Here is a 24,765-nt window from a genome sequence, read left to right on the forward strand (position 1 = left end):
AGCCAGCGGCGCCCGGATATATAACAGCTGAGAGAGATGGATTAATTATGACTAAGCGAGTTCGAGCTTTTTACGAGCCAGCATCAGCCTCCCAGCCGTACGACAAACTCACTATTTCTACTTTTGACCCAGCTACCATGGAAATGGTAGCTGGTTTTCAAGTTCTTTACAGTAAAGCTGCGGGAACGCCCGATAGTCTTTATGGCGCATTTTATATCCACGAGCTTAATGCATCCGGGTTCCGTCCCTGGTGGACGCGGGTTAATACTATTGTCAGAACCAGTGCGGGCTGGTCGGGGACCTTTACCGCAGAGTATAGTCAGCCAAGAGTAAATTATATATATAGACTAAACGCTGGCTCTTTCACGGATATCAAGGAGTAAAAGCTGCGGCGGGCTGAGCGGAAGCCGGTATAATTTGGCAGCAAAGCCACTTCGGGCAAACTCAATGGCGCATCTGCGGTTGTTGGGATACTCTCCCAAATATTCGCTCTTCGCTATGCCCGCCCGCCCGCTGTTTCGGCTGCTATTTCTGCTGCTGCTTGTCTTCCCGTTCACCCTACTGGCGCAGTCGGTAGGCCAGATCAGCGGCACGGTGCGCGACCGGGCCACCCAGGAAGCCCTGCCGGGCGTGACGGTAGTGCTGGAAGGCAATGAGTTTGGCACCGCCACCGACGAACAGGGCCGCTACAAGCTGAGCGGCGTGCCCACGGGTTCCTATAACCTGCGGGCTTCCTTTGTGGGCTACGAGCCATTGCTGCGCGCCAACGTGAGCGTGACCAGCGGCAACGCCAACATCATCAACCTGGAGCTGAGTGCCGCGGCCAAGCAGCTGGGTGAAGTCACCGTGACGGCCAGCCGCGCCATTCGGGTGGCTACGGCCGAAACCCCGCTGAGCGTGCAGCGCCTCAACACCGAGGAAATCAAAACCTACCCCGGCGGCAACTTCGACATCTCCAAAGTGGTGCAGAGCCTGCCCGGCGTGGGTGGGGGCGGCACGGGCGGCACCGCCGGCTTCCGCAACGACATCATTATCCGGGGTGGGGCGCCCAACGAAAACGTGTACTACCTCGACGGCATCGAGGTGCCCGTCATCAACCACTTTGCCACCCAGGGCAGCACCGGTGGGCCGGCCGGTATTCTGAACGTGTCCTTTATCGAGGACGTGACCTTGAGCAGCTCGGCCTTCGAGGCCCGCTACGACAATGCCCTGAGCAGCGTGCTGCAATTCCGGCAGCGCGACGGCAACCCCGAGCGGGTGCAGGGCAACGTGCGCCTGAGCGGCACGGAGGTAGCCGGCACGCTGGAAGGCCCGCTGGCTAAGAATACCACCTTTCTGGTGTCCTTGCGCCGGTCATACCTGCAGCTGCTGTTCAAGGCCATCGACCTGCCCATCCGGCCCGACTATTGGGATTCGCAGTTTAAAATCACCACCAAGCTCTCGGAGAAAACCACACTGACGGCCCTGGGCCTGGGCGCCATCGACCATTTTGAAGTAGGCGTACCGCGCAAAACCTCGCCCGACAAAGAGTATGTGCTCCGCTCGACGCCCACCTACGACCAGTGGAACTACACCACCGGGCTGGCCCTGCGCCACCTGCTGCCCGGCGGCTTCCTGAACGTGGCCCTGAGCCGCACCCAGCTGGAAAATAAGCTGGACCTGTTTGAGGGCGGCACCGGCAACGACGAAGCCAACCGCGTGCTGCTCACCCGCTCGGGCGAAACCGAAAATAAGCTGCGCGTTGACATCAACCGCACGGCCGGCCGCTGGCAGTACGCCTACGGGGCCAGCGGGCAGCTGATTCACTACGATAACCGCTTTCAGCAGCGCCTGCGCCGCGAAATCCGGGATGAGCAGGGCGCTGTGGTAGCCCCGGGCCTCACGGTCAGCTTTGCTTCGGATCTGGATTTCGTCCGGTTTGGCGCTTTCGCCCAGGTCACGCGCACGTTGCTGCCCACCGGGCGCCTCACGGTGTCGGCCGGTATCCGCGCTGACGGTAACTCCTTTATCGACGACGGCCGCGACCTGCTGCGCACCCTGTCGCCGCGCGTGTCGGCGGCCTACGCCCTGACCGATAAGCTGAACCTGACGGCTTCGGTGGGCCGCTACTACAAGATTCCGCCCTCCACCATCCTGGGCTTCCGCGACGCGCAGGGCACGCTCGTCAACCAGCGCAACCGCTACATCCGCTCCGACCACTACGTAGCGGGCCTGGAACTGCTGCCCCGGCCCACCACGCGCTTCACCCTGGAAGGCTTCTACAAGAAATATAGTGACTACCCGGTGAGCGTGCGGGACGGAATTTCCCTGGCCAACCTGGGTGGCGACTTTGCCGCGCTGGGCAACGAGGCCGTAACCAGTACCGGCCGCGGCCGTACCTACGGGGTGGAGTTTTTCTTCCAGCAGAAGCTCACTCAAAAGACCTTTGCAGTAGTGTCGTACACGGTGTTCCGCAGTGAGTTCAGCGGGCTGGACGGGCGCTACAAGCCCTCGGCCTGGGACTCGCGCCACCTAGTGTCGGGGCTGCTGGGGCGCAAGCTGGGCCGCAACTGGGAAGTGGGCCTCAAGTACCGCTTTGCGGCCGGTTCGCCCTACACGCCCTTCGACCTGGACGCCTCGCGCCAGAACTACGGCACCATCGGCACCGGAATTCTCGACTTCGGCCAGCTGAATACCCAGCGCCTGGGCTCCTTTCAGCAGGTTGACTTCCGCCTCGACAAGAAATACAACTTCCGCCGCCTCACCCTGGATTTTTACGTCGACGTGCAGAACGTGCTGCTGACCAAGCGGCCGGCCACGCCCAGCTACAGCTTCCAGCGCACCGCCGACAACTCCGGCTTCGAAACCACCGACGGCCAGCCCCTGCGCCCCGACGGCAGCAACGCCATTCCTATCCTCATCGACAACGCCAGCGCCCTGGTAACGCCGACTATCGGCTTTATCGTGGAGTTCTAAGCAAACCTGAACGGCTTGAGAAGCAACGAGGGGAAGCCGCCTGCTGGCCGCTTCCCCTCGTTGCTTTTTACATCTTGGGTATTTATTCCTTGCTGGGGCCGCCCGAAACCTTCTCGATTTCGGTGCTGATGTATTTGAGCAGGCTGTCCAGCTCGGGCGGGGTGCCTTCCTCGGCCTGCACGGTTTTCAGCTGGCCGTTGGGCTGCCGGATGCTCAGCACCGTGGCGGGCAAATCAGTAGAGCCCTGCGAGTAGCGCTCCTCGTAGGTCGGGAAGTTGAGGCGGCGGGCATCGTCCAGAATCGTGTTGACAACGGCCTGGGGCAGCTTCAGCTCGTGGCTGCCGGTGCGCGCCACGTAGCCGTAGCCCGTGTACGATACCCGGCCGTCGGCATACACCGTGGCCTCGTAGTGCGGGCAGGTGCCGAAGCAGGGCGTGCGCTTAAACACGAACACCGGCGCCGAGTCAACCTTTTTGGCCGCTACATTGGTGGCCACCGGCTTCTTGGTTACCAGCTTGATTTTGGAGCGGTCCGTAACGGCTACCGCCTTGGTTTTGGTTTTGCCGGTAATCAGGTTCTGCGCCGGGGCGCTACCAGCCCACAGCAGAAAGACAAGCAGTAAGGAAGCAGGAAGACGCATAGGGCGAGGGGTTTGGGAAAGTGGTACCGGCTAAGTTCCAAAAAACGAGCCACTAAGCAATAACCCGTTTTCACTTGGCACCTACGTAGTTGTGCCGGCCCCGGATGGGGTGCGGTGCTTGCTTGCGAACTTCCTTCGGCCTTGTGCTGCGGCAGCGCCTTAAGAGCAGTGGAAGCAGGGCCGACGGGCTGTTGCTGGATGTATTATTGGGCAGAACCTGGCGAGGCACGAGTGACTGGGAAGACTAAAATGCGCAACGCCTTCCCACCGGATGGCAGGAAGGCGTTGGCAAAAGCTATGGCGCGAAAGAACTAGGAGCGGCGGGTGGGCTTGCGGGGCTTGTCACCTTTCGGCTCCCGGGGCTCCCGGGGTTCACGAGGCTCTCCGCCGCCTTGCTTGGCCTGGGCTTCGCGCTCCTGGGCGGCCTTCATGGCCTCGGCCAGGCGGGCCTGGAAGCCTGAGGGCTTCTTGTCCTTGTTCTTGACCTTGTTGGCTTCGAGCTGGGCGCGCAGCTTGGTTTCATCCACGAAGCTGCGGGTGATGAACTGCTGGCCGAAAGTCACCATGTTCGACACGAAGTAGTACCAGGTCAGGCCGGCGGCAAAGCTGTTCAGTACGAACATGTAGATAACCGGCATTACATAGCCAATTACCTTCATCTGGCCCTGCATCTGGGTGTTGACCTGGTTGCTCTGCCAGGTCATGAGCAGGGTGGAGGCCGTCATCAGCAGCGTGAAGAGGCTAATATGGTCGCCGTACCACTTGATGTAGAAGGGCAGCTTGATGAAGACGTCGTAGCTGCTCAAATCCTTGGCCCACAGGAACTGCTCCTGGCGCAGCTCAATGGCATTGGGAAAAAACTGGAACATGGCCAGCAGAATCGGAATGGTGAGCAGCGTGGGTACGCAGCCGGCCAGCGGACTGACGCCGAAGGCCGAGTAGAGCTTCATCGTCTCGCTCTGAATCTTGGTCTGGTCGTCGCCGTACTTTTCCTTGAGTTCGTCGATTTCGGGCTTGAGCACTTTCATGCGGGCCTGCGACACGTAGGTTTTGTAGGTCAAAGGCCAGGTTACGAGCTTGATGAGCAGCACGAGCAGGGCGATGATGATGCCGTAGGAGCCGATAAACTGCTCCAGAAAGTGGAACACGGGCAGAATCACGCCCTTATTCACCCAGCGGAAAATGCCCCAACCCAGGTACACGTTGCGCTCAAAGCCGGGCGCTACGTTTTCCAGAACCGGCAGGGAGTTGGGCCCAAAGTAGTAGCGGAACTGAGCCTTGCCGCTCTGCACGTCGGCCACCGGAATGGTGAGCGTGCTGCGCATGGTTTTGAGGAAGGTCTTGTCTTCCAGGTTTACGCTGGAGTTGAACTGGCCGGTGGTGAACTGGTTGTCGGCAATGATACCGGCAATAAAGAAGTCGTGCTTGTGAGCGGCCCATTTCAGGGGCTCAGCAATTTTCACTTCCTCAGGATTCTCGGAAGCTTCGGCTAGGGCGCCGTGGTCGTCGGAAGCCAGGTAGTGGTTGATGGTCGAGTGGTTGCGGTTCTGCTGGGCATCCTGCTCGGTCTGGCGCACGTGGTCCTCGAAGGTAAAGGTCAGCGGCTCGGCGGCCAGGGTGCTGGCCACACCGGGCATGCGCAGGACGTAGCCTACTTCATAGGAGTCGTCAAACAAGGTGTAGACCTCCTCGATGCTGCCCCCGGCCACGGCGGCCGTGAACGTGAGGCTCTGGCCTTTCCGCTCGCCCACGGTTACGGGCTGCACCGCGCCGGGCTGGAAATACAGGTCCGAGAGCTTAATGCTGCGGCCGTCGGTGGTGCGGAAGCGGGTATCGATTTTGGCGCTCTGCGCGTCAATCAGGTCCAGGGGCTTGCCGAAGAACGACTTGTACTTGTTCAGGCGCACGGCTTCTACCTGGCCACCTTTGGTCGAGAAGGTAACCGTCAGGTTGGCGTTCTGCAGCTGTACCTGCTGGGCCGTGCCCTGACCTGCGGCGGCAAAGGAGCCCAACGTGCGGGCCGCGGCGGCCGAGTCGAGTGGGGCGGCGGCGGGCGCTACTCCGGTTTTGCTGGCGGCAGTGGGAGCCTTATCGGCGGGTTGGTCTTTGCTCGGCTTAGGCGCGAAGAAAAACAGGTAGACGAGGAGCAAGGCCGAAATCAGAAACAGGCCGGTTGCTTGGTTTTTGTCCATCGAAGGAAGGTACTGACAGGAATAGGTAAGGGCCGCGGTGCGGCACGAAATGCAAAGGTACGGGGAAAGCGCGGCTTGCCTCAAAAATCCGGCGAGCCAGAGCAAAGGTCGCTATTGGCAGAGGAATATTCGCAAACCGGTATTTTTGGCAGAAGGCGGCGTAAAACACGCCTGTCATCCTGAGCAAAGCCAAGGACCTTACCACGCTAGAACGACCGACGTAAAAACGACTCGTTCAACTGGGATAAGGTCCTTCGCAAAGCTTAGGATGACAGGCGTCGTTGCTCAGGGAATACCCTAAAACTCGTTCTTATGGTGCTGAATGGCGGCTTTCACGAAGCGCACGAACAGCGGGTGCGGGTTCTGCACGGTACTTTTCAGCTCGGGGTGAAACTGCCCGGCCACAAACCACGGGTGGCCCGCCAGCTCGACTACTTCCACCAAACCCGTGTCGGGGTTCAGGCCCGAGGGAATCATGCCGGCTTCCTCGAACTGCTGCAGAAACTGGTTGTTGAACTCGTAGCGGTGCCGGTGCCGCTCACTGATGTGGTTGCGGCCGTAGGCTTTGGCCGCTTTCGAGCCCTTGCGCAGCTCGCAGGCGTAGGCGCCCAGGCGCATGGTGCCGCCTTTCTGGGTAATGGTTTTCTGCTCTTCCATCATGGCAATGACGGGAAAGGGCGAGTTGGGGTCCATTTCGGTGGAGGAGGCGCCCTCTAGCTGCAGCACGTTGCGGGCAAACTCGACCACCGCGCACTGCATGCCCAAACAGATGCCGAAGAACGGAATCCGGTTTTCGCGCACGTATTTAATAGCGGCCACCTTGCCCTCGAAGCCCCGCTCGCCAAAGCCGGGCGCTACCAGCACGCCATCTACGCCGTGCAGCAGCTGGGCAATGTTTTCCGAAGTGACGTGGTCTGACTGAATGCTGCGCACCGTGACTTTGCACTCATTCTGGGCGCCGGCGTGCACGAAGGCCTCGTTGATGGACTTGTAGGCGTCGGGCAGCTCCACGTACTTACCGACCAAGGCAATGGTGATTTCCTCGGTCGGGTTCTTGAGGCGGCCCAAAAAGTCCTTCCAGATTTCCAGATCGGGCAGGGTGCTGCCGCCGGTGAGCTTCATTTTCTTGATAACCCGCTCGTCGAGGTGCTCCTTGAGCATGAGCAGGGGCACCGAGTAGATGCTGTCGGCGTCGAGGGCCTCGATAACCGAGTTGATCTTCACGTTGCAGAACAGCGCAATCTTCTTGCGCATCTCCATCGGAATCGGGTGCTCGGAGCGGCACACCAGGATGTCGGGCTGCAGACCGGCCTCGCGCAGGTCGCGCACCGAGTGCTGGGTGGGCTTGGTTTTCAGCTCGCCAGCCGCCGCCAGGTAGGGCAGCAGGGTTAGGTGAATCACGACTGAGTCGTTCGGGGGCAATTCCCAGCGCAGCTGGCGCACGGCTTCCACAAACGGGAGGCTCTCAATGTCGCCGATGCAGCCGCCGATTTCGGTAATGACGATATCGAACTCGCCTTTTTCGCCGAGCATAAGCATGCGGCGCTTGATTTCGTCGGTAATGTGGGGTACTACCTGCACTGTTTTGCCCAGGTAAGCCCCTTCGCGCTCCTGCCGGATGACGTGGTCGTAGATGCGGCCGGTCGTCACGTTGTTGGCCTGCGAGGTCGGCACGTTCAGGAACCGCTCGTAGTGGCCCAGGTCGAGGTCGGTTTCGGCCCCGTCGTCGGTGACGTAGCATTCGCCGTGCTCGTAGGGGTTGAGCGTGCCGGGGTCGATGTTGATGTAGGGGTCGAACTTCTGGATGGTGACCCGAAAGCCGCGGGCTTGCAGCAGCTTGGCGAGGGAGGCGGCAATGATGCCTTTACCCAGGGAGGAAGTCACGCCGCCGGTAACGAAAATGTACTTGGCGGTAGTCGCGGGAGTAGGGGTTCTGTCTGGCATAACAGGACGCAAAGCTACTCAAATATGCGGGCCGGTGGGCGCCTATCTGATAAACTTGCGCTGGAGGCAGCGAGGTAGGAGGATGACAGGCGACAGATGAGTTTGCATATTGCACGTCCCAAATCCGCTGCTCATGCCCCGCCTGCTGCTGTTGCTTTTTGTTGCGCTTCTCTTTTTACCCGCGCTGCCCGCCGCCCAGGCCCAATCCAAAGCCGACGACAACACCGCCGAATCCGCATTGTATCAGGGCCGCGGCCCGCGCTGGCTCAACCGGCTGCTGACGACTTCGCCCGTGCTGCGCCAGCACCACGTGGGCCTGAGTATCAGCGACGCTACGACCGGCGAGGCGCTGTATGAGCTCAATGCCGGGCAGTATTTCACGCCGGCCAGCACCATGAAGCTCTTCAGCCTATATGCCGGCCTGCACCTGCTCGGCGACTCGCTGCCCAGCCTGCGCTACGTAGTTCGCCCCGATTCCCTGCTGTTCTGGGGCACCGGCGACCCTACGCTGCTGCACGGCGATGTGCCCAGCCGCCGCGCCTTTGCGTTTCTGCAAAGCCGGCCCGAAAAGCTCTTTTACCTGCCCATTCCCTGCGTCGAGGCCCTGGGGCCGGGCTGGAGCTGGGACGACTATACCTATTACTTTTCGCCCGAGCGGGGTCCGTTTCCGGTGTACGGCAACACGGTGCGCTTCTACTCCCGGCCCAACCAGCCGCTACGCGTACTTCCGACGTCGTTTGCAGCCCTGGTCGAGCCAGCGCCGCCGGGCTTTCCGGCCGCCGACCACGTGCGGCGGGCCGAGCTGGAAAACCGCTTTTTCGTGCGGCCTTCCGCCAAAAGCTGGGTAGATGAAACGCCCTTTCGCACCAGTCCCGGCCTGCTCTTGAAGCTGCTGCAGGATACGCTGCGCCGGCCGGTGCAGGCCCTGCCCTGGCAGCTGCGGCCCCAGGATACGCTGCGTACTCTGCGCGGCCTGCCCGTCGACTCACTCTACCGGCGCATGCTGCAGGTCAGCGACAATTTCCTGGCCGAGCAGCTGCTGCTGATGTGCTCCAGCCAGCTGGGCGCTGACTCCCTAAACACCGACCGCACGATTAGGGCAGTGCGCCAGGAGTTTCTCGCTGATTTGCCCGACCCGCTGCGTTGGGTGGATGGTTCGGGCCTGTCGCGCCTGAACCTGGCCACCCCGCGCGACCTGACGGCGCTGCTCCTGAAATTGCACCAGGAAGTGCCCGAACCGCGGCTGTTGAGCTTACTGGCCGGTGGGGGCGGGCATGGCACACTGCGCCGTGGCTACCACGATGCCCGTGGCCCTTGGTTCTGGGGCAAAACCGGGACGCTGACCAACACCCATAACCTGTGCGGCTACCTGCGCACCCGCAAAGGCCGGCTGCTGGCCGTGAGTTTTCTCAACAACAACTACGTGGTGGAAACCAGCGTCGTACGCAAGGAGGTAGAGCGGATTCTGGCCCAGGTCCGGGACCGGCTGTAGGCCGGGCAAGGCGGCTGCCGACAACCTCGTAAATGAGCCCGACCGGGCGCGCGAAACCGCACTAGTTGTGGCCTGTAGCAGAGCGACTATATAGTTAATGATGAATGCCTGATTTCTGAGGCCGGGCGGTGATTGTCGGGAGCTAAGAGTTGTACTGTGCTTACAAGAACCGGTTCGTTTTCAAGACAAGCGGCTCAAGATTGGCATGGCTGGGTGATAATCGGTAGATTCATGCCTCTGTTTGAATACTAACTGGACAGTAAGGGCCCGAATTGCTGGCTTTTTACTCTGGTTTCACCTCAAATTCTTTTGCCTGTGCGTTGCTCAATATTTTGTTCACTGGTGGCCGGTCTTAGCGTTGGCGTAACAACTTTAGCGCCTGCTACCAGGGCAACCACCCTAGCCGCTGGCGGCCCACTGCTCACTCGTTTGGTCCTGCCCGTGCAGAATGCCGGCACCGGCCTGACGGGCACGTACTTCGCCAACGGTACCATGGCCGGGGCGCCGGTGCTGCGCCGCGTCGATGCCGCCATGGACTTTAACTGGGGCAAAAAGTCGCCAGGTCCGGGCCTGCCCGAAGACAACTTCTCGGTGCGCTGGGAAGGTCTGCTGGCCGCGCCCAGCACGGGTAGCTACCGGTTTGTAGCCAAAACCGGCGACGAAGTGCGGCTCTGGATTAACGGCAAGAAAATTCTGGACACCTGGAAGGGCTCTACCGGCAACGCGCTAACCAACGGCAGCGTCAGCCTCGGGGCCGGCGAGAAAACCACGATTAAGATTGAGTTTGCCGAAGGTGAAGGCGACGCGCAGTTTCAGCTGCTCTGGACGCCGCCCGGCAGCTCGCCCCAGCTTATCCCGACCACCAGCCTCTACCCGCTAGGCTCACCCACTACTCCCGACCCGCCCGGAAGCGCGCCGGCTCCCAAGCCCGTAGCCGCTAAGCCTATGCCCAAGCCCGCGGCTCCCAAACCCGCCGCGCCCGCCAAGCCAATAGCCGTAGCGAAGTCGGAGGCACCGGCCAAGCCCGCCAAGGCGCCGGCGGTAACTCCCGAGCAGGCCGCGGCCAAAGCTGCCGCCGCTGCCGAAGCCAAGGCCGCCACGGCCAAAGCCAAAGCGGATGCCGCCCAGGCCAAGGCCGATGCCGACGCGGCCAAAGCCACTGCCAAAGCAGCCGAAGCCAAAGCCAAAGCCGACAAAGCAGCGGCCAAAGCCGCCGCCGAGGCCGAAGCTAAGGCTAAGAAAGACCAGCAGCCCGAGCCCCTGGCGCCGGGCGTGTACGTGCTGACCTCGCGCACGACCGGCAAGCCCCTGGAAGTCATTGACCCGTATCGGCCCAACAGCCAGGCCTACCAGCCCGAGGCTGTGGGTGCCGCCGCCGGTGGCGCGACTCTGGCCCGCAGCACTGCCCCGCAGTGGAAGATTGAAAGCCTCGGTGGCGGATTCTACCGCCTAATGGTGCCCGGCAACAACCGCGTGCTGGAAGTACTGGGCAGCTCGACTTCTAACGGGGCCGACCTGGACCTGTGGCCTTACTACAGCGGCAACAACCAGGCGTGGCGCATCGAGCCCACCGAGGACGGCTACTACAAGCTGCTGGCCAAGCACAGCAGCAAAGCCCTGACGGCCAAAGACTCGGCCAATAGCCTGGAAGGCAGCATCCATCAGTGGCGCTTTAGCGGGCGCGAAAACCAGATGTGGAAGCTGCAGCCCGTGCAGGCCGAAGAGCCCACGCCGGCGGCTATGGCCGGCAGCAAGCCCGGCGTAGGGGCCCATAAGATGAGCATCTACCCCAACCCCAGCAACGGCGTGGTGCAGCTGCGCTACGAGCTTCCCGAAGAAATTCCGATGGGCTGGGTACTGTATAACCAGAACGGGGCTCCGGTGCGCGTGTCGGACTACCGCCGCCAGTCGGCGGGGGCCCACCACCAAACCCTGGACTTCACTGGCCTGCCCGCCGGCGACTATAACCTGCGCATGACTGTGGGCACCGTGACAACGCGTGAGCAGCTGCAGCTGCGCAACCCTAAGCCGTCGGTGCCGACGCCAAGCGGGAATTAAGATTTCGTTTACGGATAACACGAAAACGGGCGGCTCCAAGTGAGGCCGCCCGTTTCTGTTTAGAGCCGATTTGAGAATGGGCAAAAAGCAGAACGTCATGCTGAGCGCAGCCGAAGCATCTCTACCGCAGTACTGATTAATTTTAGCATTGCCGTAGAGATGCTTCGGCTGCGCTCAGCATGATAACCTATTGTAATCCTTAGTACAGCACCCGGAACTTGATGGTGTGCTCTACCGCGCGCAGGGCCTGAATGACTTCCTGGTCGTATTCCTTGTCGATATCGGTGATGACGTAGCCGATATGCTCGTTGGTTTTCAGGTACTGACCCAGAATGTTGACGTGGTGCTCGGCCAGCACGTTGTTGATACGGGCCAGCACGCCGGGCACGTTGGCGTGCACGTGAATCAGGCGGTGGGCCTGCTGCAGGGGCAGCTGAATGTTGGGGAAGTTGACGCTCTGCTGGGTGTTGCCGGTGTTGATGTACTGCATAATCCGCTCGGGCACAAACTCGGCAATGTTGCGCTGGGCCTCGGCCGTGCTGCCCCCAATATGAGGCGTGAGCAGCACGTTGGGCAAGCCCCGCAGCTCGCTCTCGAAGCCTTCGTCGTTGGTTTTAGGCTCGTAGGGAAATACGTCCACGGCGGCGCCGCCGAGGTGGCCGCTGCGCAGGGCCGCGGCCAGGGCCGGCACATCCACCACGTGGCCGCGGGCATTGTTGAGCAGCAGGGCGCCGGGCTTCATCATGGCTAGCTCGGCGGCCCCGATCAGGTTGGTGTTGTCCTTGCGGCCGTCCACGTGCAGCGTCACCACGTCGGCCTGCTGAAGCAGCTCCTGCAGGGTGCGGCAGCGCACGGCGTTGCCGAGCTGCAGCTTTTCGGCCACGTCGTAGTAAAGCACCTGCATGCCCACGGCCTCGGCCACCACCGAGAGCTGGGAGCCAATGTTGCCGTAGCCGACGATGCCGAGCTTTTTGCCCCGGATTTCAAACGAGCCCCGCGCCGACTTGTCCCACTCGCCCTGGTGCATCTTGGGGTTTTTCTCCGGAATGCGGCGGGCCAGCACGATGATTTCGCCCAGGGCCAGCTCCACTACCGAGCGGGTGTTGGAGAAGGGCGCGTTGAACACGGCCACGCCGCGCTTCATGGCCTCCGTGAGGTCAATCTGGTTGGTGCCGATGCAGAAGGCGCCCACGGCAATCAGGCGGTTGGCCCGCTCCAGCACCCGCGCCGTTACCTGGGTTTTCGACCGGATGCCGAGGATGCTCACGCCCTCAATGCGCTCCAGCAGCTCTTCTTCATCGAGGCCGCCGGGCACGGAGTCAACCTGGTAGCCCTCGGCGCGGAACAGCTCGGCGGCGCGCACGTCGGGGTTTTCGAGCAGCAGTACTTTGATGCGGTTTTTGGGGTAGCTCAGGGTCATGGGCAGCTTATTCTGGTAGAGAAACTCGTCGAAGGAAGGCAGTACTTCGTCGGCGCGGGCCACCACGGCTTCGCGGCTGACGTTTTCGGTGAAGGCGTAAAAGCGGTTGGCCAAGCCGGCTTCCCGGATCTGGTAGTCGGTGTAGCCGTCGCCGAGCACGTACACGTCGCCTTCGAGGTCCAGCTCACGCAGCTGCAAAATCTTGCCTCCGTCGCGGCTGAGTACGTTTTCCGGGTCGAAGCCGGTGATGCGGCCCGTGGCGTCGAAGGTGAAGGTATTGGCCAGCACGTGGTCGGCGGCAATGCCGAAGTCGGCCACTACGGGCTCGATAAACTCCCGGAAGCCGCTGCTGACGATGTAGACGCGGCCGGGAAACTGCTCGAAGAAGCCGCGGTTGCGCACGATGCTCTCCGACACCTTGCCCTTGAGCTGAGCCACCAGCAGCGGCAGGTGCTCGCGCCGGGCCGGCAGCAGGGCCAGCCGCTGCTTCAACGACTCCGAGAAACTCAGGCTCCCGCTCATGCCCTGGTCGGTCAGCGCCCGGATTTCGCCCACGACTTTCTCCCGGTCGGGGTGGCCCTGCAGGGCAATGTCGGCCAGCTCGTCGAGGCCTTCCACCTGGGTGAAAGTGCTGTCGAAGTCAATAATCAGGTAAGGCAGCGGGGTGTTCGGTTGGGGCATAGCGGCGGTAATATCGGGCACAAAAGCCATTCGGCCGGGGAAAATTCTTGCCGGAATAAACCAGGACCCTGGATACAACCTTTTCCGGCCCCGACTACTCCCTTTACAACCGAACTTATTCTATAGGCCCTGATGAAGAAAATCACCCTGCTATTGCTCATGTCACTATCCGCCACCCTGGGCCACGCACAAACCACGGAAGTATCGGTACACCTCACGTCGGGCGCATCCTTGTTCCGGGGGCAATCGGCTAGTGAGGAGGCCGCCATTTTCATTCCCGACAACGAGGCCGAGCCGCCCTACAAGTACTTGTATACGCTGCTGGACGTGCCCTACACCGGCAATCCGTTCGGGAAAAAGCCGGGCCTGGCGTACGGGGCTGCCGCGCAGGTGCAGCACGTTACGGCCCGCCACCTGGTGTTTGGGGTGCAGGGCGGCTACGAGGTGCTGCAAAGCCGGACCCCGATTTTTGTGGTGTTCGATAAGCACGATTTCGGCCTGTCGGCCCAGGGCACGGCCACTTTGGCCAACAGCTTTATCACTGTGCACCCCTTCGCGGGCTACCGCCTCACGCGTCATAAGCTGGATTACGACCTGACCCTAGGCCCCGAAATCGGCTTGCTGCAGCGCAGTCACGAAACTGCCGAAGCCACGCTCGCCAGCCCCCACGAGGCGACGTATACTACCGACCTGGACCGACAGCAGCGCAAAGTAGACGTGCGGGTCCGGCTGAATCTGACGGCTTACTACCAGCGGCTGGGGTTTTCGGTGGGCTATTCCCGGGGCCTGAGCAATTACCGCTCAGACTATTCGGATAGCTTCAATCAGCTTTACTCGCAGGTTTTCCGGACGGGTATTTCGTACCGGCTGGGGGTGTAGTGAACCTCAACTCAATCGCCCGCCGACAATACAGCATTGCGTAGTTTTGAGGCGGCTTGTATCTCCTTCTTTTTATCCAGAATGTAGTTATGAAAAAAATTACGTTGTTTTTCCTTAGTGCGCTGGCCGCTCATCTGAGCTACGGCCAGAAAACGGAAGTCTCGGTTCACCTGACTTCGGGAGCTGCCGCTTTCCGCGGGGCATCGGCCGCCAGCAATGCCACGCTCGTGCAGCCGCCAGCCGCCGGCGTGCGGCCCTACACCAGCAATGCCTATGGTCGACGGCCGGCGTTTTCGTACGGAGTGGCCGGGCAGGTGCAGCGCGTCACGGCCGACAATACCCTGCTGGGGGTGCAGGCCGGCTACGAAGTGCTCCGGAGCCGCGTGCAGATTACCAGCGTGCTGGACCGTAATGGCACCGACATAAAAGCCGACGGGCACACCACGCTGGCAAACTATGGTCTCAACGCGCATCCTTTCTTCGGCCACCGCTTCGATCTGGGGGATATAGCCCTGGACCTGACGGCCGGTCCGGAAATGGGCTTGGTACTGCGCAGCTACGAGCAGGGCAGTGCGGTGTCGGGCAAGGGTGTGAGCTACAGCGCCGACCAGGACCTGAGCCGCCCTACCGTAGACGCGCGGGGCCGGCTGAACCTGACGGCCTACTACAAGCAGGTGGGACTGTCGCTGGGCTACTCCCGTGGGTTTACCGATTACCGCGGCTCGCAGGAAGGCGGAATGAACGGGGTGTATTCGCAGGTGTTCCGGGCGGGCCTGGCGTTGCGGCTGGGGCTGTAAGCCGGCTGTCCGACCGAGGGCCTCGTCAGCGTGTGTTGTTGCCCCGAAAGCCGTCCGGTCTGGTACCACCGAACTGTACGGAACCGGGAATTTAACGAGCAGTAAGGCCGGCTTAGCTTTCGTAGAATTCTACCGGCAGCCCGTCGGGGTCCTGGATGAAGGTAAAGCGGCGCCCGGTAAACTCATCGGTGCGAATGGGCTCGGCCGCCACGCTGTGCTGCGTAAGCCAGGCCACCGTGGCTTCCAGATCGGACACGGCGAAGGCCAGATGACGGAGGCCGGTGGCCTCGGGCCGGGTGGGGCGGGGCGGCGGCTCGGGAAACGAGAACAGCTCGATGATGTAGTGCCCGTGCAGAGCCAGATCAAGCTTGTAGGACTGCCGCTCGGCCCGGTACACTTCCCGAATGACACGCAGCCCCAGCACTTCGGTGTAAAACTGCTTCGACACGGCGTAGTCGGAGCAGATGAGGGCAATGTGGTGCACGTAGAGCAGCGGAATCATGGGCAGAAGAGCTAGTGACGGGCAAAGCAACGAAATCTAGCTCACCCGCTTCGCGTCGCAGGCCGTAATCCACTGGTCGTCCTGGCACACGGAGCACTGGGCCAGCCCGCCTTTGGCCAGCTCCTGTACCTGGCCGCAGTTGCAGCAAGCATGCTGGCCGGCTTCCTCCACGCGCCGCCGGGCCTGCTGTAGGCGCTCGGGCCAGATGGGCAGGCCCGGCCGTACTTGGTCGTCGTCGTAGAAGAAAATGCTGATGTCGCCGGTGGCCTCCACGTAGGCGCGACGCACCTGGCCCAGGTGCTCTACCTGTAGTTGGCGTAGCTCCCCAAATAGCTCTTTCTGCGTCAGGTTCTGGCTGTGCAGCCGGTCCACGCAAACGCGCCCTTCTTCTACGAGCAGCTCCGGCTTGCCTTCCAGCCAGTCGCTGAAGCGCGGAAATTTTTCCGTAGCCTTATTGAAGAGTAAGTAGAGGCCCGTCACCATAGCAAACACCACGGCCGCGTGCAGCAGGGGCGTGTCGTCGTAGAGCATGGCGTCGCCGGCGGCCGAGCCCAGGGCCAGAATGATGCTCAGCTCGAAGATGGATAGCTGCCGCACCCCGCGCCGGCCCGTCACGCGCAGGGCCCCGATAACCATCAGGTAGGTGAGCACGCAACGCAGGGCTACTTCCAGCAGAAACAGGGGCGGGGCATCGTCGGAAAACAGGATACGGTTCCAGTCGAAGGGCTGGATAGCAGCGGCAAGGAGCATAGGTATGGGCATAATCCCTTGCGCTAACGCAAGGCAGGCAGTATAGTTAAGCTTGCACAAAGTAGAGTATTGACCAACAGTGCAATACGGGTAATGTTTTGCCGCTGGGCCGTTGGCTGCTATTGGGCCCGATGCCACGCTTACGCCCGGAAACGGCAGGATGAAAGCCACGCAAAACGCCCGGCCGCAACGAGGTGCAGCCGGGCGTTTTTACTGGGAAATAGGACCGAGAAAAGACTAGAGCTAGTCTTTGTCTTTGGGCTTCACTTTGGTTTTGTTACGCTTGTCCTTCACCTTGGCATCGGCGGGCAGCGTCTGAACGGGCGGAGCCTGCGTTACCGTGGTCGTTGGCTGATCCACCGTGGTCGTCGTCGACTCTACCGTGGTTTGTTGGGTAGCGGGCGTAGCCGGGGTGGCGGGCACGGCCGGCGTAGCGGGCGTTACTGTGGTTTGCTTGGTCGTGGTGGTCGTGCTCGACTGGGCGCTGGCCGAATATGCACCCGTGGTAAGTAAGGCGGCAATAACAAGGAGCTTCTTCATGGGAGCAAGGTATTTCGTGGAACCATAAACCGGCTCTGGAAACCCAAAGCCGCTTTCAGGTTGGCTTTAACGGTGGACAGTAGCAAAGGGTTTAGCTCGACTACAACGGCCGCCGATAACCGACGCCGTAGCGTGCGGTTTGGTTTACTATCTTTCCCACCTATGCAGCTCACGCTCAACTCCCTTGCCATCCTGCTGTTCGCCGTTATTGCCCAGGCTGGCTTTGCGGCCGGGCTACTCTGGTTTGGGCCCCACAACCGGGTGCCCAACCGGTTTCTGGCCCTGCTCATGCTGGCCATTGCCCTGTGGCTGCTCGATGGATTCTTCCGCGTCGCGGGCGTGTACGGGCTGCGGCCCGAGCTGTATTTTCTGCCCATCTACTACTCCCTGGCGTTTGGCCCGCTGCTCTATTTTTACGTGCAGAGCCTGGTAAACCACGATTTTCGGCTGCGGGCCCGGCACCTGTGGCACTTCGGGCCGGTGCTGGCGCAGGCGCTGCTCTACGGCTGGCTCAGTACCCAGAGCTACGCCTTTCGCAACGAGTTCTGGCAGCAGGTGCACCGGCCCTACACCTACCGGCTGGAGTTTATCAGTACCTGGCTTTCCCTCCTCGTATATCTGCTGCTGAGCCTGCGCCTGCTGCGGCAGTACCAGCGCTGGCTGGTCGATAATTTCTCGGAAGTGTCGCAGCTGCGGCTGCGGTGGCTGCGCACCCTGCTGGTGCTGGTGGGCGTGGTGAGTGCGCAGTGGATAGTGGAGGTGGTGCTGCGCGAGTACTTCAACCTGTATTATCGCTACGACTATTCCACCGAGCTGCTGGGCCTGGTTGTGTTTCTGATTGGGGTGGTGGGGCTGCGGCAGGCCAACATGCAGGCCGTGCACTTTGCCCCCGACGAACTCACCAGTCCGCCCGAGCCCGCCGCGGCGCTGCCCGCCGACAGCCCGGCCCCGCGGCCGCCCGTGGCAGCTCCGCCCAAAGAGGTGCCGCCAGTCGATGCCGCCGTGCAGGAGCGGATCCGGCGGGCCCTGGAGGACGAGCAGCTCTACCGCAACCCCACCCTGACGCTGGCCGAGCTGTCGGCCCATACCGGGCTGCCGCCCCGCCTGATTTCCTTTACCGTCAACAACGGCTTCGGCAAGTCCTTCAACGACCTGGTGAATGGCTACCGCGTGGCCGAGGTGCAGCGCCGCCTCGGCGCCACCGACGATGCCGCGCGCCTCACCCTGCTGGGCATTGCCTTTGAGTGCGGTTTCAACTCCAAAACCACCTTTAACCGCATTTTCAAGCAGCTGGTGGGCGTGGCCCCGAGCGAATACGCCGCCGGCTCCCGCTAGCAACCTGGTGCCAGATCCGGATCTGGGACGTCCCAAATTGGCACTTGGGGCGCTTCCCGCGGCCCGGCCGGCCACCTTCGGACCCTACTTCACTTCCCCGAACGATGGTCACGAAAACCCTGCTTCCGGCGCTGCTTCTGCTGCTCGCCACTCCGGCCCCGCTGGCCGCCCAATCGGCCTGGACCAACAAAACCCGCGCCCTGCCCGACAAGCTGCGCCAAGTGCCCGTGGGGCTGCAGCTCTGGCACACGCCCAACCCCAACTACCCCGAGCCCGACCCGGCGAAGCCCGGCCACTTCGTGTGGAAGCACAGCACGATGGTGCGCAACGAAACCGGGCAGGAGCTGCAAGTCGTGGCCTGCGGCAGCTTTATCTGGTACAGTGCCGAGGGCTGGCAAGCCAACCTGACCCAGACGCCCGCCGAGTTTGCCGGGCTCTTCAACTGCCCGCAGGGCCGGCTACGGCCGGGCGCCACCTACACTTTCGCGAAGAATTACCGCTACGCGGCCAGCGCCAAAAGCCTGTATGGCGGCGACGCGCTGTGGTTTATTCTGGCCCGGGACGCCAGCGGCAAGCTCTACAAGGGCATGGGCCTGATTGAAACCGAAGCCCAGGTGCAGCCGAAATAGCCGCCCGCTGAATTTCTCACCTCGTCATTTCTCGTCATGAAAACATTCCTCTTTCTCACGCTGCTGCTCGGCAGCTTCGCCTTCCGCCCGGCGCCCGTGGTCTACCGCGTCGAGGCCAGCGCCAGCAAACTCACCTGGACCGGCCACGCCGAACTGGGCTCCTGGGCCCCATCGGGCACGGTGCAGCTGCGGGGCGGGCAGGTAGAGTACGCGGGCAACACCCTGCGCAACGGCCGCTTTGAAATTGATATGCGCACCATTGCGCACACCAACGCCGAGCTGCAAACCCACCTGCGCGGCGCCGATTTCTTCGCCGTCGAGCAGTTTCCGACGGCCGTGTTCATACTGCGCGAACTGGCCGCCGGGCAGGCTGTGGGCCAGCTGACGGTGCGGGGCATCACCCGGCCGCTGCGTTTTCCGGCCACCCTCACGCGCACCGGGCACCGCCTGCGGGTGCAGGGCACGGCGGCCGTCGACCGCACGCAGTTCGGGGTGCAGTTCAACTCCAGCTCCTTTTTTCAGAACCTGGGCGACCGGGCTATTGGCAATCAGTTCGAGCTGGCGTTTGATGTAGTGGCCGCCGTGCCGGAAGGCAATGCGCCCTGAAGGCCCGGCATCTTCCGGCCCGCGGGCCGCGTAGAGCAGCAGGAGCTGGGGCAGCAGCTGACAAAAAGGCGCCGAGTCTGTTTACCAGCTACACTCCAGATTCTACCTCGTTTATGCGTACCATCAAGAAGATTCACCGCGCCGCTTATTCGCCCATTGCCGACCTGATAACCTACTCGCCGCTGCCCTCGCGCACCCTGGAGCAGGTCGACCCGTTTCTGTTTCTGAACCACCACGGCCCCCAGAAATACCGGCCCCACAACAACGGCCTGCCCTTCGGCCCCCACCCGCACCGCGGCATGGAAACCGTCACCTTTATCCTGGAGGGCGACATTATGCACAAGGACAGCGGGGGCCACGAAAGCGTGATTACCGCCGGCGGGGTGCAGTGGATGACGGCCGGCCGCGGCCTGATTCACGCCGAAGTCTCGTCCTCGGAGTTCAAGCAAACCGGCGGCGACCTGGAAATTCTGCAGTTGTGGGTAAACCTGCCCGCCCGCCTCAAAATGACCGAGCCGCGCTATATCGGCCTGCAGAAAGAAGACATTCCCAGCCTCACGCTCGACGAAGGCAAAGTAACTGTCAACCTGATTTCCGGGGAGTGGCAGGGGCAGAAAGCCGCTTTCGAAACGTTGTCGGATGTGACGCTAAACACGATTTTCTTTCGGCCCGGCGGCGAAATCAGCATCGGCGTGCCGGCCTCGCACAACGTGTTTTTCTACGTTATCCGGGGCCAGCTCACCGTCAACGGCCAAGTGGTAGAAGCCCTGAACCTGGCCGAATTCAACCACGACGGCGACGCCCTGCGCATTCAGGCCGGCCCGGATAGTGTACTGCTCTTCGGCCACGCCCAGCCCTTCAACGAGCCCGTCGTCGCCCAGGGACCCTTCGTGATGAACACCGAAGCCGAAATTCACCAGGCCTACGACGACTACCGCCGCGGCAAGTTCGGCCAGTGGCAGCATTAGGGGTTTAATGTGAGAATGTGGAGAATGTGCTAAATGTGTCCTTGCGAGGCATGAAGCAATCCGACCTCTTAAATGTAGAAAGCATCCTTCACTGAAAAGCCCCTTGCTACTATGTGTAGCAAGGGGCTTTCTGGTAAAAGGTTGTGTCGTATCGCGCAGAGGACGGACTGACGCCTCCTGAGGAGCGGAATGTCCTACGTCCTCGCAATGGTACATTGCCCACATTAGCACATTAATTTTTCACCCGCTCATACACCACATACCCGTGCGGCGCTAGAGCCAGCTCCGTGTCCGAAGCCAAGCGCAGCATCTGGCCGCTGAATAGCTCCCGGTAGCTGCCTTCCGGCGCAGTGAGTGCCCGCAGCTTGCGGGGCTGGGCCGCCACGTTTACGGCTACCAGCACCGTAGCCGCGCCCTTGGAGCGGGTGAAGGCGAATACGCTGGTGGAATCGGAGACGGGCAGGGCGCGGAACTGGCTGCACGCGTCGCCGTTGAGCAGGGCCGGGTGCTGCTTTTTGAGGGTGAGCAGCTTGGTGTAGAAGTTCTCCAAGGGATAGTTGCCCCACTCAATCGGGTCTTTATCGAAGAACTTCAGGCGCTTTTTTAGGGCCGCTTCCTGGCCGCTGTACACCATGGGCATGCCCGGCAGCAGGGCCGCCAGCACGGCCGTGGCCTGCACGTTGGGGCCCAGGCGCTCATACTCGCTGCCGTCCCAGCTGTTGATGTCGTGGCTGCTGGTGAAGTTCATCAGGTACACGCTCGGCGGGTACATTCGTCGTTCCCGGGCCAGGTAGCGGTTCAGGTCGTGGGCGGGACGCTGCCGGCGGGCCACACTGTCGAGCACGTCGTGCAGGCGCAGGCCGTAGGTCATGTCGAAAGCCTTTTCCAGCAGGTGCGTATTGGGGTCAAACTCGCCGGGCTTCAGGAAAGTGGGCGGAAACAGCTCGTCCCACTCGGCCAGCATAAACACGGGCTTGATTTTCTCCAGCTCGGCGCGGGTTTGCTCCCAGAACGGCGTGGGCACCAGGCCCGCCACATCGCAGCGGAAACCGTCGAGGTCGGCCTCGCGCACCCAGAAAGCCATGCTGGCCCGCATGTACTGCTGCAGCTCGGGCTTGCGGTAGTCGAGGTCAATGACGTCCTGCCAATCCGCAACCGGTGGCCGGAACTGGCCCCGCGCATTCTTGGTAAACCACTCCGGGTGCTCGGTGGCCAGCTTACTGTCCCAGCTGGTGTGGTTGGCTACCCAGTCCAGAATAACGTGCATGCCCAGCTTGTGGGCTTCGGCCACCAGGTGCCGCACATCGGCCATGGTGCCCATGTCGGGGTTCACGGCCCGGTAGTCCCGAATGGAATAGGCACTGCCCAGGCTGCCCTTGCGGTTTTTCTCGCCGATGGGCTGAATCGGCATCAGCCACAGAATGACTACGCCCATTTTCTGCAGGCGGGGCAGGTGCTGCTCGAAGGCCCGGAACGTGCCTTCCGGCGTGTATTGCCGGATATTGACCTCGTAGATACTGGCGTTGCGGGCCCACTCGGGAGACGTAACGGAGTAGGCAGCCGGGATTTCCGCGCAGGGCGTCGCAGCAGTTTCCGCCGACTTCGACGTGCAGGCGGTAGTCAGCAGCAGGCCGGCGCTGAGCAAGGCGCAAAGGATGGGATGGAGCATACCGGCAAGTAAAGCATACTTCCCAGGAAAATTGCGCCGCACCCCCAAGCCGTTTAGCAAGTATGTTACTCACAAAAAAGCCTGCCCAAACCTCGGGCAGGCTTTTTCAATACTGAGCGTAGCACTGCTGTTTAGCTGCCGGCCTGGCTCAGCTGGGCCAGGTCCTCGGGGCTGAGCTGCAGCTCCAGGGCGTGCAGCAGCTCCGTTACCTGCTCGGGGCTGGTGGCGCTGGCAATAGGGGCCGTCAGGCCGGGCTGGGCGATAATCCAGGCCAGGGCAACCTGCGCGGGCGTCGCCTGCAGGCGGGCTGCCACGGTATCGAGGGCAGCCAGGATTCGCAGGCCTTTGTCATTGAGGTATTTCTGGCCTACGCCGCCGCCCCGGGCGCTTTTCTGCAGGTCGGCCTCCGAGCGGTACTTGCCCGTGAGGAAGCCCGCCGCCAAGCCGTAGTAGGGAATCACGCCGATATTGTGCTCCTGCACCAGCGGCAGCAGGTTCTGCTCGAAGTCGGCGCGGTCGTAGAGGTTGTAGAGCGGCTGCAGGGTTTCGTAGCGCGGAAAGCCGTGCTGCTCGCTGGCCGTCAGCGACTCGCGCAGGCGCTCGGCCGTGAAGTTGGAGGCCCCGATGACGCGCACCTTGCCTTGCTGCACCAGCCGGGCGTAGGCTTCCAGGGTTTCTTCCACCGGCACCGCCGGGTCGTCCTTGTGCGACTGGTAGAGGTCGATGTAGTCGGTTTGCAGGCGCTGCAGGGAGCCTTCCACGGCCCGCAGAATGTAGTCTTTGGCCAGGCCCTTGTTGTGCGCATTCACTTCCCAGCCCACTTTGGTGGCAATAACTACGTCGTAGCGGTGGCCGCGCTGCTTCAGCCACTGCCCGATAATAGTTTCCGACTCGCCGCCCACGTGGCCCGGCACCCACACCGAGTAGCCATCGGCCGTGTCGATGGCATTGCCGCCGCCGGCCACGAAGGCATCCAGAATGCGGAAAGAAGTGGCCTGGTCGGCGGTCCAGCCAAAAACGTTGCCGCCCAGTACGAGCGGGGCTATCGAAAGGTCGGAACGACCCAAAGTGCGGTTGGAAGTCATAGCAATAGAAAAAGAGGTGGTGAGACCAGTGCTGCAGCAAGAGCCTAGTAGTACTGAGTGGCTCTGAAATTGTTTTTACGGGTGTGTCGGGTGCGCGTTAATTGACTTATAGTCAACGGAAAAAGGGTCGAAAAAGCAGCTTCCGGCGCCACGCCAAAGTCTGGTAACAGCCGCGGGTTTGCTACTTCCGGCCCGTAACCACCGTACAGAGAAGCGGATTGGGGTTCACCCTATAAAACGCATTGCCATGAAAAAACATGGATTCCTGCTGCTCACGCTGGTACTGGGCCTGGGTAGTTTGCCGGTGGCGGCTCAGTCGGAAGGGCGGGCCGCCAAACGCCAGGCGGCGGCCAAAACCTACTACCTGGTGCTGCTGAAAAACGGCACTGCCAAGGTCCGGGATATGGAAACGGTGTCGACCATCCGGGCCGGGCACGCGGCGCATCTGCAGCAGCTCACCCGACAGGGCCGCCTCACGCTGGCCGGCCGCTGCCCCGGCCCCAAAGAGAAAAGTGCCCTGGGTGGCATGTACATTCTTCAGGCCCAAAGCCTGGAGGAAGCCCGCCGCCTCACCGAAACCGACCCCGCCGTGCAGGCCGGCAGCCTGACGATGGAAATTTACCCCTGGGTGCATCAGGAGCTGGGTGGGCAGCCGTAGCGGCCCAGGGCTATATACTGCCGAGCTGTTCTTTCTTTTACCGTATTTCGCCGTTCCGCGTATTTGGGCATAGAGGTTGCCGGGCGCTTCCTCTCCCGTGGTAATCCAACTTTTCAGCTTCGTGCCTGATGCGTTTTCCGGTTTTATTTCTCCTGTTGCTCGTTCGGCTTAGCGCCAGCGGGCAGGCGCTGACGGAGCGCGACTTCAAGAAATACTTCGACAGCTACGGCCTGCGGGGTTCATTTCTGCTCTACGACCAGAAAGCCAACCACTTCACGGCCTACGATGTGGCCCGCTGCAGCCAGGGCTTTCTGCCCGGTGCCACCTTCGCCATTCCCAACACGCTTATCGGGCTGGAAACCGGGGTTCTGGCTGATACCAGCCACGTTTTTGCCTGGGACCAAGTGAGACGCGACCCGGAAGTCTGGAACCAGGATCTGCGCTTGCGCCCAGCTCTGCGCGTGTCCTGCCAGCCCTGCCAGCAGCAGATTGCCCAGGAAGTAGGCGTGCGCCGCTACCAGCAGAGCCTGCTCAAGCTCAAGTTTGGGCAGATGGTCGTGACGCCCGAGGTGCTGACCTCGTTCTGGATGGGTGGCATTTCGCGCATCTCGCAGTTTCAGATGGTGAACTTCCTGCGCTTCCTCTACGACGAGAAGCTGCCCCCCGCCCCCCGCAACCAGGCCCTGACCAAGCAGCTGTTTCAGCTGAAAGCCACGCGCCAGTGGAAGCTCTACGGCACCAGCGGCCACACCCAGCGCGCCAAGCAAACCAACGGCTGGTTTGTGGGCTGGCTCGAGCAGGGCGGCAACGTGTATCTGTTTGCCCTCAATGCCGAGCCCAAAGACGGCAAGCCCGCCGACGAAAAGTTTATCGAGGGCCGCCAGGCTATTGCCGAGCTGATTCTGCAGGATCTGGCCCTACTCTCGAACTAGGTACGCCCGGAACCAGAACCAGAACCGGCACTA

The 24,765-nt window shown here is 61.8% G+C and carries 20 protein-coding genes; 11 read left to right on the forward strand and 9 right to left on the reverse strand.

Annotated elements, in window-relative coordinates; translation table 11 throughout:
* The first annotated feature begins 498 nt into the window (after positions 1–498).
* Positions 499–2,955: a TonB-dependent receptor gene (locus tag LGH70_RS11850; RefSeq protein WP_226185830.1), complete on the forward strand. Its 2,457-nt coding sequence runs from the start codon at positions 499–501 to the stop codon at positions 2,953–2,955.
* A gap of 82 nt (positions 2,956–3,037) precedes the next feature.
* Here LGH70_RS11850 and LGH70_RS11855 read toward each other — a convergent pair whose 3' ends face one another.
* From LGH70_RS11855 to pyrG, 3 genes are all read right to left on the reverse strand, one after another.
* A complete protein-coding gene (locus tag LGH70_RS11855) occupies positions 3,038–3,595 on the reverse strand; it encodes a DUF6438 domain-containing protein (protein WP_226185831.1) in 558 nt (185 codons plus the stop codon).
* Positions 3,596–3,906: 311 nt separating this feature from the next.
* Entirely contained in the window at positions 3,907–5,787 is a 1,881-nt protein-coding gene (yidC, locus tag LGH70_RS11860) for a membrane protein insertase YidC (protein ID WP_226185832.1), read from the reverse strand.
* 297 nt (positions 5,788–6,084) lie between these two features.
* Positions 6,085–7,731: a CTP synthase gene (gene pyrG / locus LGH70_RS11865; protein WP_226185835.1), complete on the reverse strand. Its 1,647-nt coding sequence runs from the start codon at positions 7,729–7,731 to the stop codon at positions 6,085–6,087.
* Positions 7,732–7,864: 133 nt separating this feature from the next.
* Between pyrG and LGH70_RS11870 the strand changes: the two genes are divergently transcribed.
* A complete protein-coding gene (locus tag LGH70_RS11870; protein WP_226185836.1) occupies positions 7,865–9,223 on the forward strand; it encodes a D-alanyl-D-alanine carboxypeptidase in 1,359 nt (452 codons plus the stop codon).
* Positions 9,224–9,652: 429 nt separating this feature from the next.
* Positions 9,653–11,281, forward strand: a complete 1,629-nt coding sequence (locus LGH70_RS11875) for a PA14 domain-containing protein (RefSeq protein ID WP_226185837.1) — start codon at positions 9,653–9,655, stop codon at positions 11,279–11,281.
* A gap of 199 nt (positions 11,282–11,480) precedes the next feature.
* Here LGH70_RS11875 and serA read toward each other — a convergent pair whose 3' ends face one another.
* The gene (serA, locus tag LGH70_RS11880; RefSeq protein WP_226185838.1) at positions 11,481–13,382 is read right to left on the reverse strand and encodes a phosphoglycerate dehydrogenase; all 1,902 of its coding nucleotides are present in this window, start codon (positions 13,380–13,382) and stop codon (positions 11,481–11,483) included.
* A 132-nt stretch (positions 13,383–13,514) separates the two neighbouring features.
* Here serA and LGH70_RS11885 point away from each other — a divergent pair, with 132 nt between their 5' ends.
* Positions 13,515–14,261, forward strand: a complete 747-nt coding sequence (locus LGH70_RS11885) for a hypothetical protein (protein WP_226185839.1) — start codon at positions 13,515–13,517, stop codon at positions 14,259–14,261.
* A gap of 89 nt (positions 14,262–14,350) precedes the next feature.
* Entirely contained in the window at positions 14,351–15,058 is a 708-nt protein-coding gene (locus tag LGH70_RS11890) for a hypothetical protein (RefSeq protein WP_226185840.1), read from the forward strand.
* A gap of 112 nt (positions 15,059–15,170) precedes the next feature.
* Here the strand turns inward: LGH70_RS11890 and gloA2 are convergent, their stop codons facing one another.
* From gloA2 to LGH70_RS11905, 3 genes are all read right to left on the reverse strand, one after another.
* Complete coding sequence (gene gloA2, locus LGH70_RS11895) at positions 15,171–15,560, reverse strand: SMU1112c/YaeR family gloxylase I-like metalloprotein (RefSeq protein WP_226185841.1); 390 nt, start codon at positions 15,558–15,560, stop codon at positions 15,171–15,173.
* A gap of 36 nt (positions 15,561–15,596) precedes the next feature.
* On the reverse strand, positions 15,597–16,310 hold the full coding sequence (locus tag LGH70_RS11900) for a DUF421 domain-containing protein (RefSeq protein ID WP_226185842.1): 714 nt from the start codon (positions 16,308–16,310) through the stop codon (positions 15,597–15,599).
* Between the two features lie 243 nt (positions 16,311–16,553).
* Positions 16,554–16,850 (reverse strand): hypothetical protein, encoded by a 297-nt coding sequence (locus LGH70_RS11905; protein WP_226185844.1) that lies wholly within the window; start codon positions 16,848–16,850, stop codon positions 16,554–16,556.
* Between the two features lie 162 nt (positions 16,851–17,012).
* Here LGH70_RS11905 and LGH70_RS11910 point away from each other — a divergent pair, with 162 nt between their 5' ends.
* The 4 genes from LGH70_RS11910 (at position 17,013) to LGH70_RS11925 (ending at position 20,388) form a co-directional block, all read left to right on the forward strand.
* Positions 17,013–18,185 carry a helix-turn-helix domain-containing protein gene (locus tag LGH70_RS11910; RefSeq protein ID WP_226185846.1) on the forward strand — a complete coding sequence of 391 codons (1,173 nt, stop codon included), beginning with the start codon at positions 17,013–17,015 and terminating at the stop codon, positions 18,183–18,185.
* Between the two features lie 104 nt (positions 18,186–18,289).
* The gene (locus tag LGH70_RS11915; protein WP_226185848.1) at positions 18,290–18,814 is read left to right on the forward strand and encodes a hypothetical protein; all 525 of its coding nucleotides are present in this window, start codon (positions 18,290–18,292) and stop codon (positions 18,812–18,814) included.
* A gap of 36 nt (positions 18,815–18,850) precedes the next feature.
* The gene (locus tag LGH70_RS11920) at positions 18,851–19,420 is read left to right on the forward strand and encodes a YceI family protein (RefSeq protein WP_226185849.1); all 570 of its coding nucleotides are present in this window, start codon (positions 18,851–18,853) and stop codon (positions 19,418–19,420) included.
* Between the two features lie 113 nt (positions 19,421–19,533).
* Positions 19,534–20,388 (forward strand): pirin family protein, encoded by an 855-nt coding sequence (locus tag LGH70_RS11925; RefSeq protein WP_226185851.1) that lies wholly within the window; start codon positions 19,534–19,536, stop codon positions 20,386–20,388.
* Positions 20,389–20,620: 232 nt separating this feature from the next.
* Here LGH70_RS11925 and LGH70_RS11930 read toward each other — a convergent pair whose 3' ends face one another.
* Complete coding sequence (locus LGH70_RS11930; RefSeq protein WP_226185853.1) at positions 20,621–22,057, reverse strand: alpha-amylase family glycosyl hydrolase; 1,437 nt, start codon at positions 22,055–22,057, stop codon at positions 20,621–20,623.
* A 131-nt stretch (positions 22,058–22,188) separates the two neighbouring features.
* Positions 22,189–23,142, reverse strand: coding sequence for an aldo/keto reductase (locus LGH70_RS11935; RefSeq protein WP_226185855.1), 954 nt, complete (start codon positions 23,140–23,142; stop codon positions 22,189–22,191).
* 247 nt (positions 23,143–23,389) lie between these two features.
* On the opposite strand from LGH70_RS11935, the gene LGH70_RS11940 reads away from it, so the two are divergent.
* Together LGH70_RS11940 and LGH70_RS11945 are read left to right on the forward strand one after the other, a co-directional pair.
* Positions 23,390–23,800, forward strand: a complete 411-nt coding sequence (locus LGH70_RS11940; RefSeq protein WP_226185857.1) for a YciI family protein — start codon at positions 23,390–23,392, stop codon at positions 23,798–23,800.
* 155 nt (positions 23,801–23,955) lie between these two features.
* Entirely contained in the window at positions 23,956–24,732 is a 777-nt protein-coding gene (locus tag LGH70_RS11945; RefSeq protein WP_226185859.1) for a penicillin-binding transpeptidase domain-containing protein, read from the forward strand.
* Positions 24,733–24,765 lie beyond the last annotated feature (33 nt).

It is taken from the genome of Hymenobacter nitidus (assembly GCF_020447315.1).
GTDB lineage: Bacteria > Bacteroidota > Bacteroidia > Cytophagales > Hymenobacteraceae > Hymenobacter > Hymenobacter nitidus.

What these genes read in the sequence shown, in the direction of transcription:
- LGH70_RS11855 (WP_226185831.1), bottom strand. Translation starts at nt 3,595, where the DNA reads ATGCGTCTTCCTGCTTCCTTACTGCTTGTCTTTCTGCTGTGGGCTGGT.
- LGH70_RS11925 (WP_226185851.1), top strand. Translation starts at nt 19,534, where the DNA reads ATGCGTACCATCAAGAAGATTCACCGCGCCGCTTATTCGCCCATTGCC.
- LGH70_RS11850 (WP_226185830.1), top strand. Translation starts at nt 499, where the DNA reads ATGCCCGCCCGCCCGCTGTTTCGGCTGCTATTTCTGCTGCTGCTTGTC.
- serA (WP_226185838.1), bottom strand. Translation starts at nt 13,382, where the DNA reads ATGCCCCAACCGAACACCCCGCTGCCTTACCTGATTATTGACTTCGAC.
- yidC (WP_226185832.1), bottom strand. Translation starts at nt 5,787, where the DNA reads ATGGACAAAAACCAAGCAACCGGCCTGTTTCTGATTTCGGCCTTGCTC.
- LGH70_RS11935 (WP_226185855.1), bottom strand. Translation starts at nt 23,142, where the DNA reads ATGACTTCCAACCGCACTTTGGGTCGTTCCGACCTTTCGATAGCCCCG.
- LGH70_RS11900 (WP_226185842.1), bottom strand. Translation starts at nt 16,310, where the DNA reads ATGCTCCTTGCCGCTGCTATCCAGCCCTTCGACTGGAACCGTATCCTG.
- LGH70_RS11890 (WP_226185840.1), top strand. Translation starts at nt 14,351, where the DNA reads ATGAAAAAAATTACGTTGTTTTTCCTTAGTGCGCTGGCCGCTCATCTG.
- LGH70_RS11885 (WP_226185839.1), top strand. Translation starts at nt 13,515, where the DNA reads ATGAAGAAAATCACCCTGCTATTGCTCATGTCACTATCCGCCACCCTG.
- LGH70_RS11910 (WP_226185846.1), top strand. Translation starts at nt 17,013, where the DNA reads ATGCAGCTCACGCTCAACTCCCTTGCCATCCTGCTGTTCGCCGTTATT.
- LGH70_RS11870 (WP_226185836.1), top strand. Translation starts at nt 7,865, where the DNA reads ATGCCCCGCCTGCTGCTGTTGCTTTTTGTTGCGCTTCTCTTTTTACCC.
- gloA2 (WP_226185841.1), bottom strand. Translation starts at nt 15,560, where the DNA reads ATGATTCCGCTGCTCTACGTGCACCACATTGCCCTCATCTGCTCCGAC.
- LGH70_RS11920 (WP_226185849.1), top strand. Translation starts at nt 18,851, where the DNA reads ATGAAAACATTCCTCTTTCTCACGCTGCTGCTCGGCAGCTTCGCCTTC.
- LGH70_RS11905 (WP_226185844.1), bottom strand. Translation starts at nt 16,850, where the DNA reads ATGAAGAAGCTCCTTGTTATTGCCGCCTTACTTACCACGGGTGCATAT.
- LGH70_RS11940 (WP_226185857.1), top strand. Translation starts at nt 23,390, where the DNA reads ATGAAAAAACATGGATTCCTGCTGCTCACGCTGGTACTGGGCCTGGGT.
- pyrG (WP_226185835.1), bottom strand. Translation starts at nt 7,731, where the DNA reads ATGCCAGACAGAACCCCTACTCCCGCGACTACCGCCAAGTACATTTTC.
- LGH70_RS11930 (WP_226185853.1), bottom strand. Translation starts at nt 22,057, where the DNA reads ATGCTCCATCCCATCCTTTGCGCCTTGCTCAGCGCCGGCCTGCTGCTG.
- LGH70_RS11915 (WP_226185848.1), top strand. Translation starts at nt 18,290, where the DNA reads ATGGTCACGAAAACCCTGCTTCCGGCGCTGCTTCTGCTGCTCGCCACT.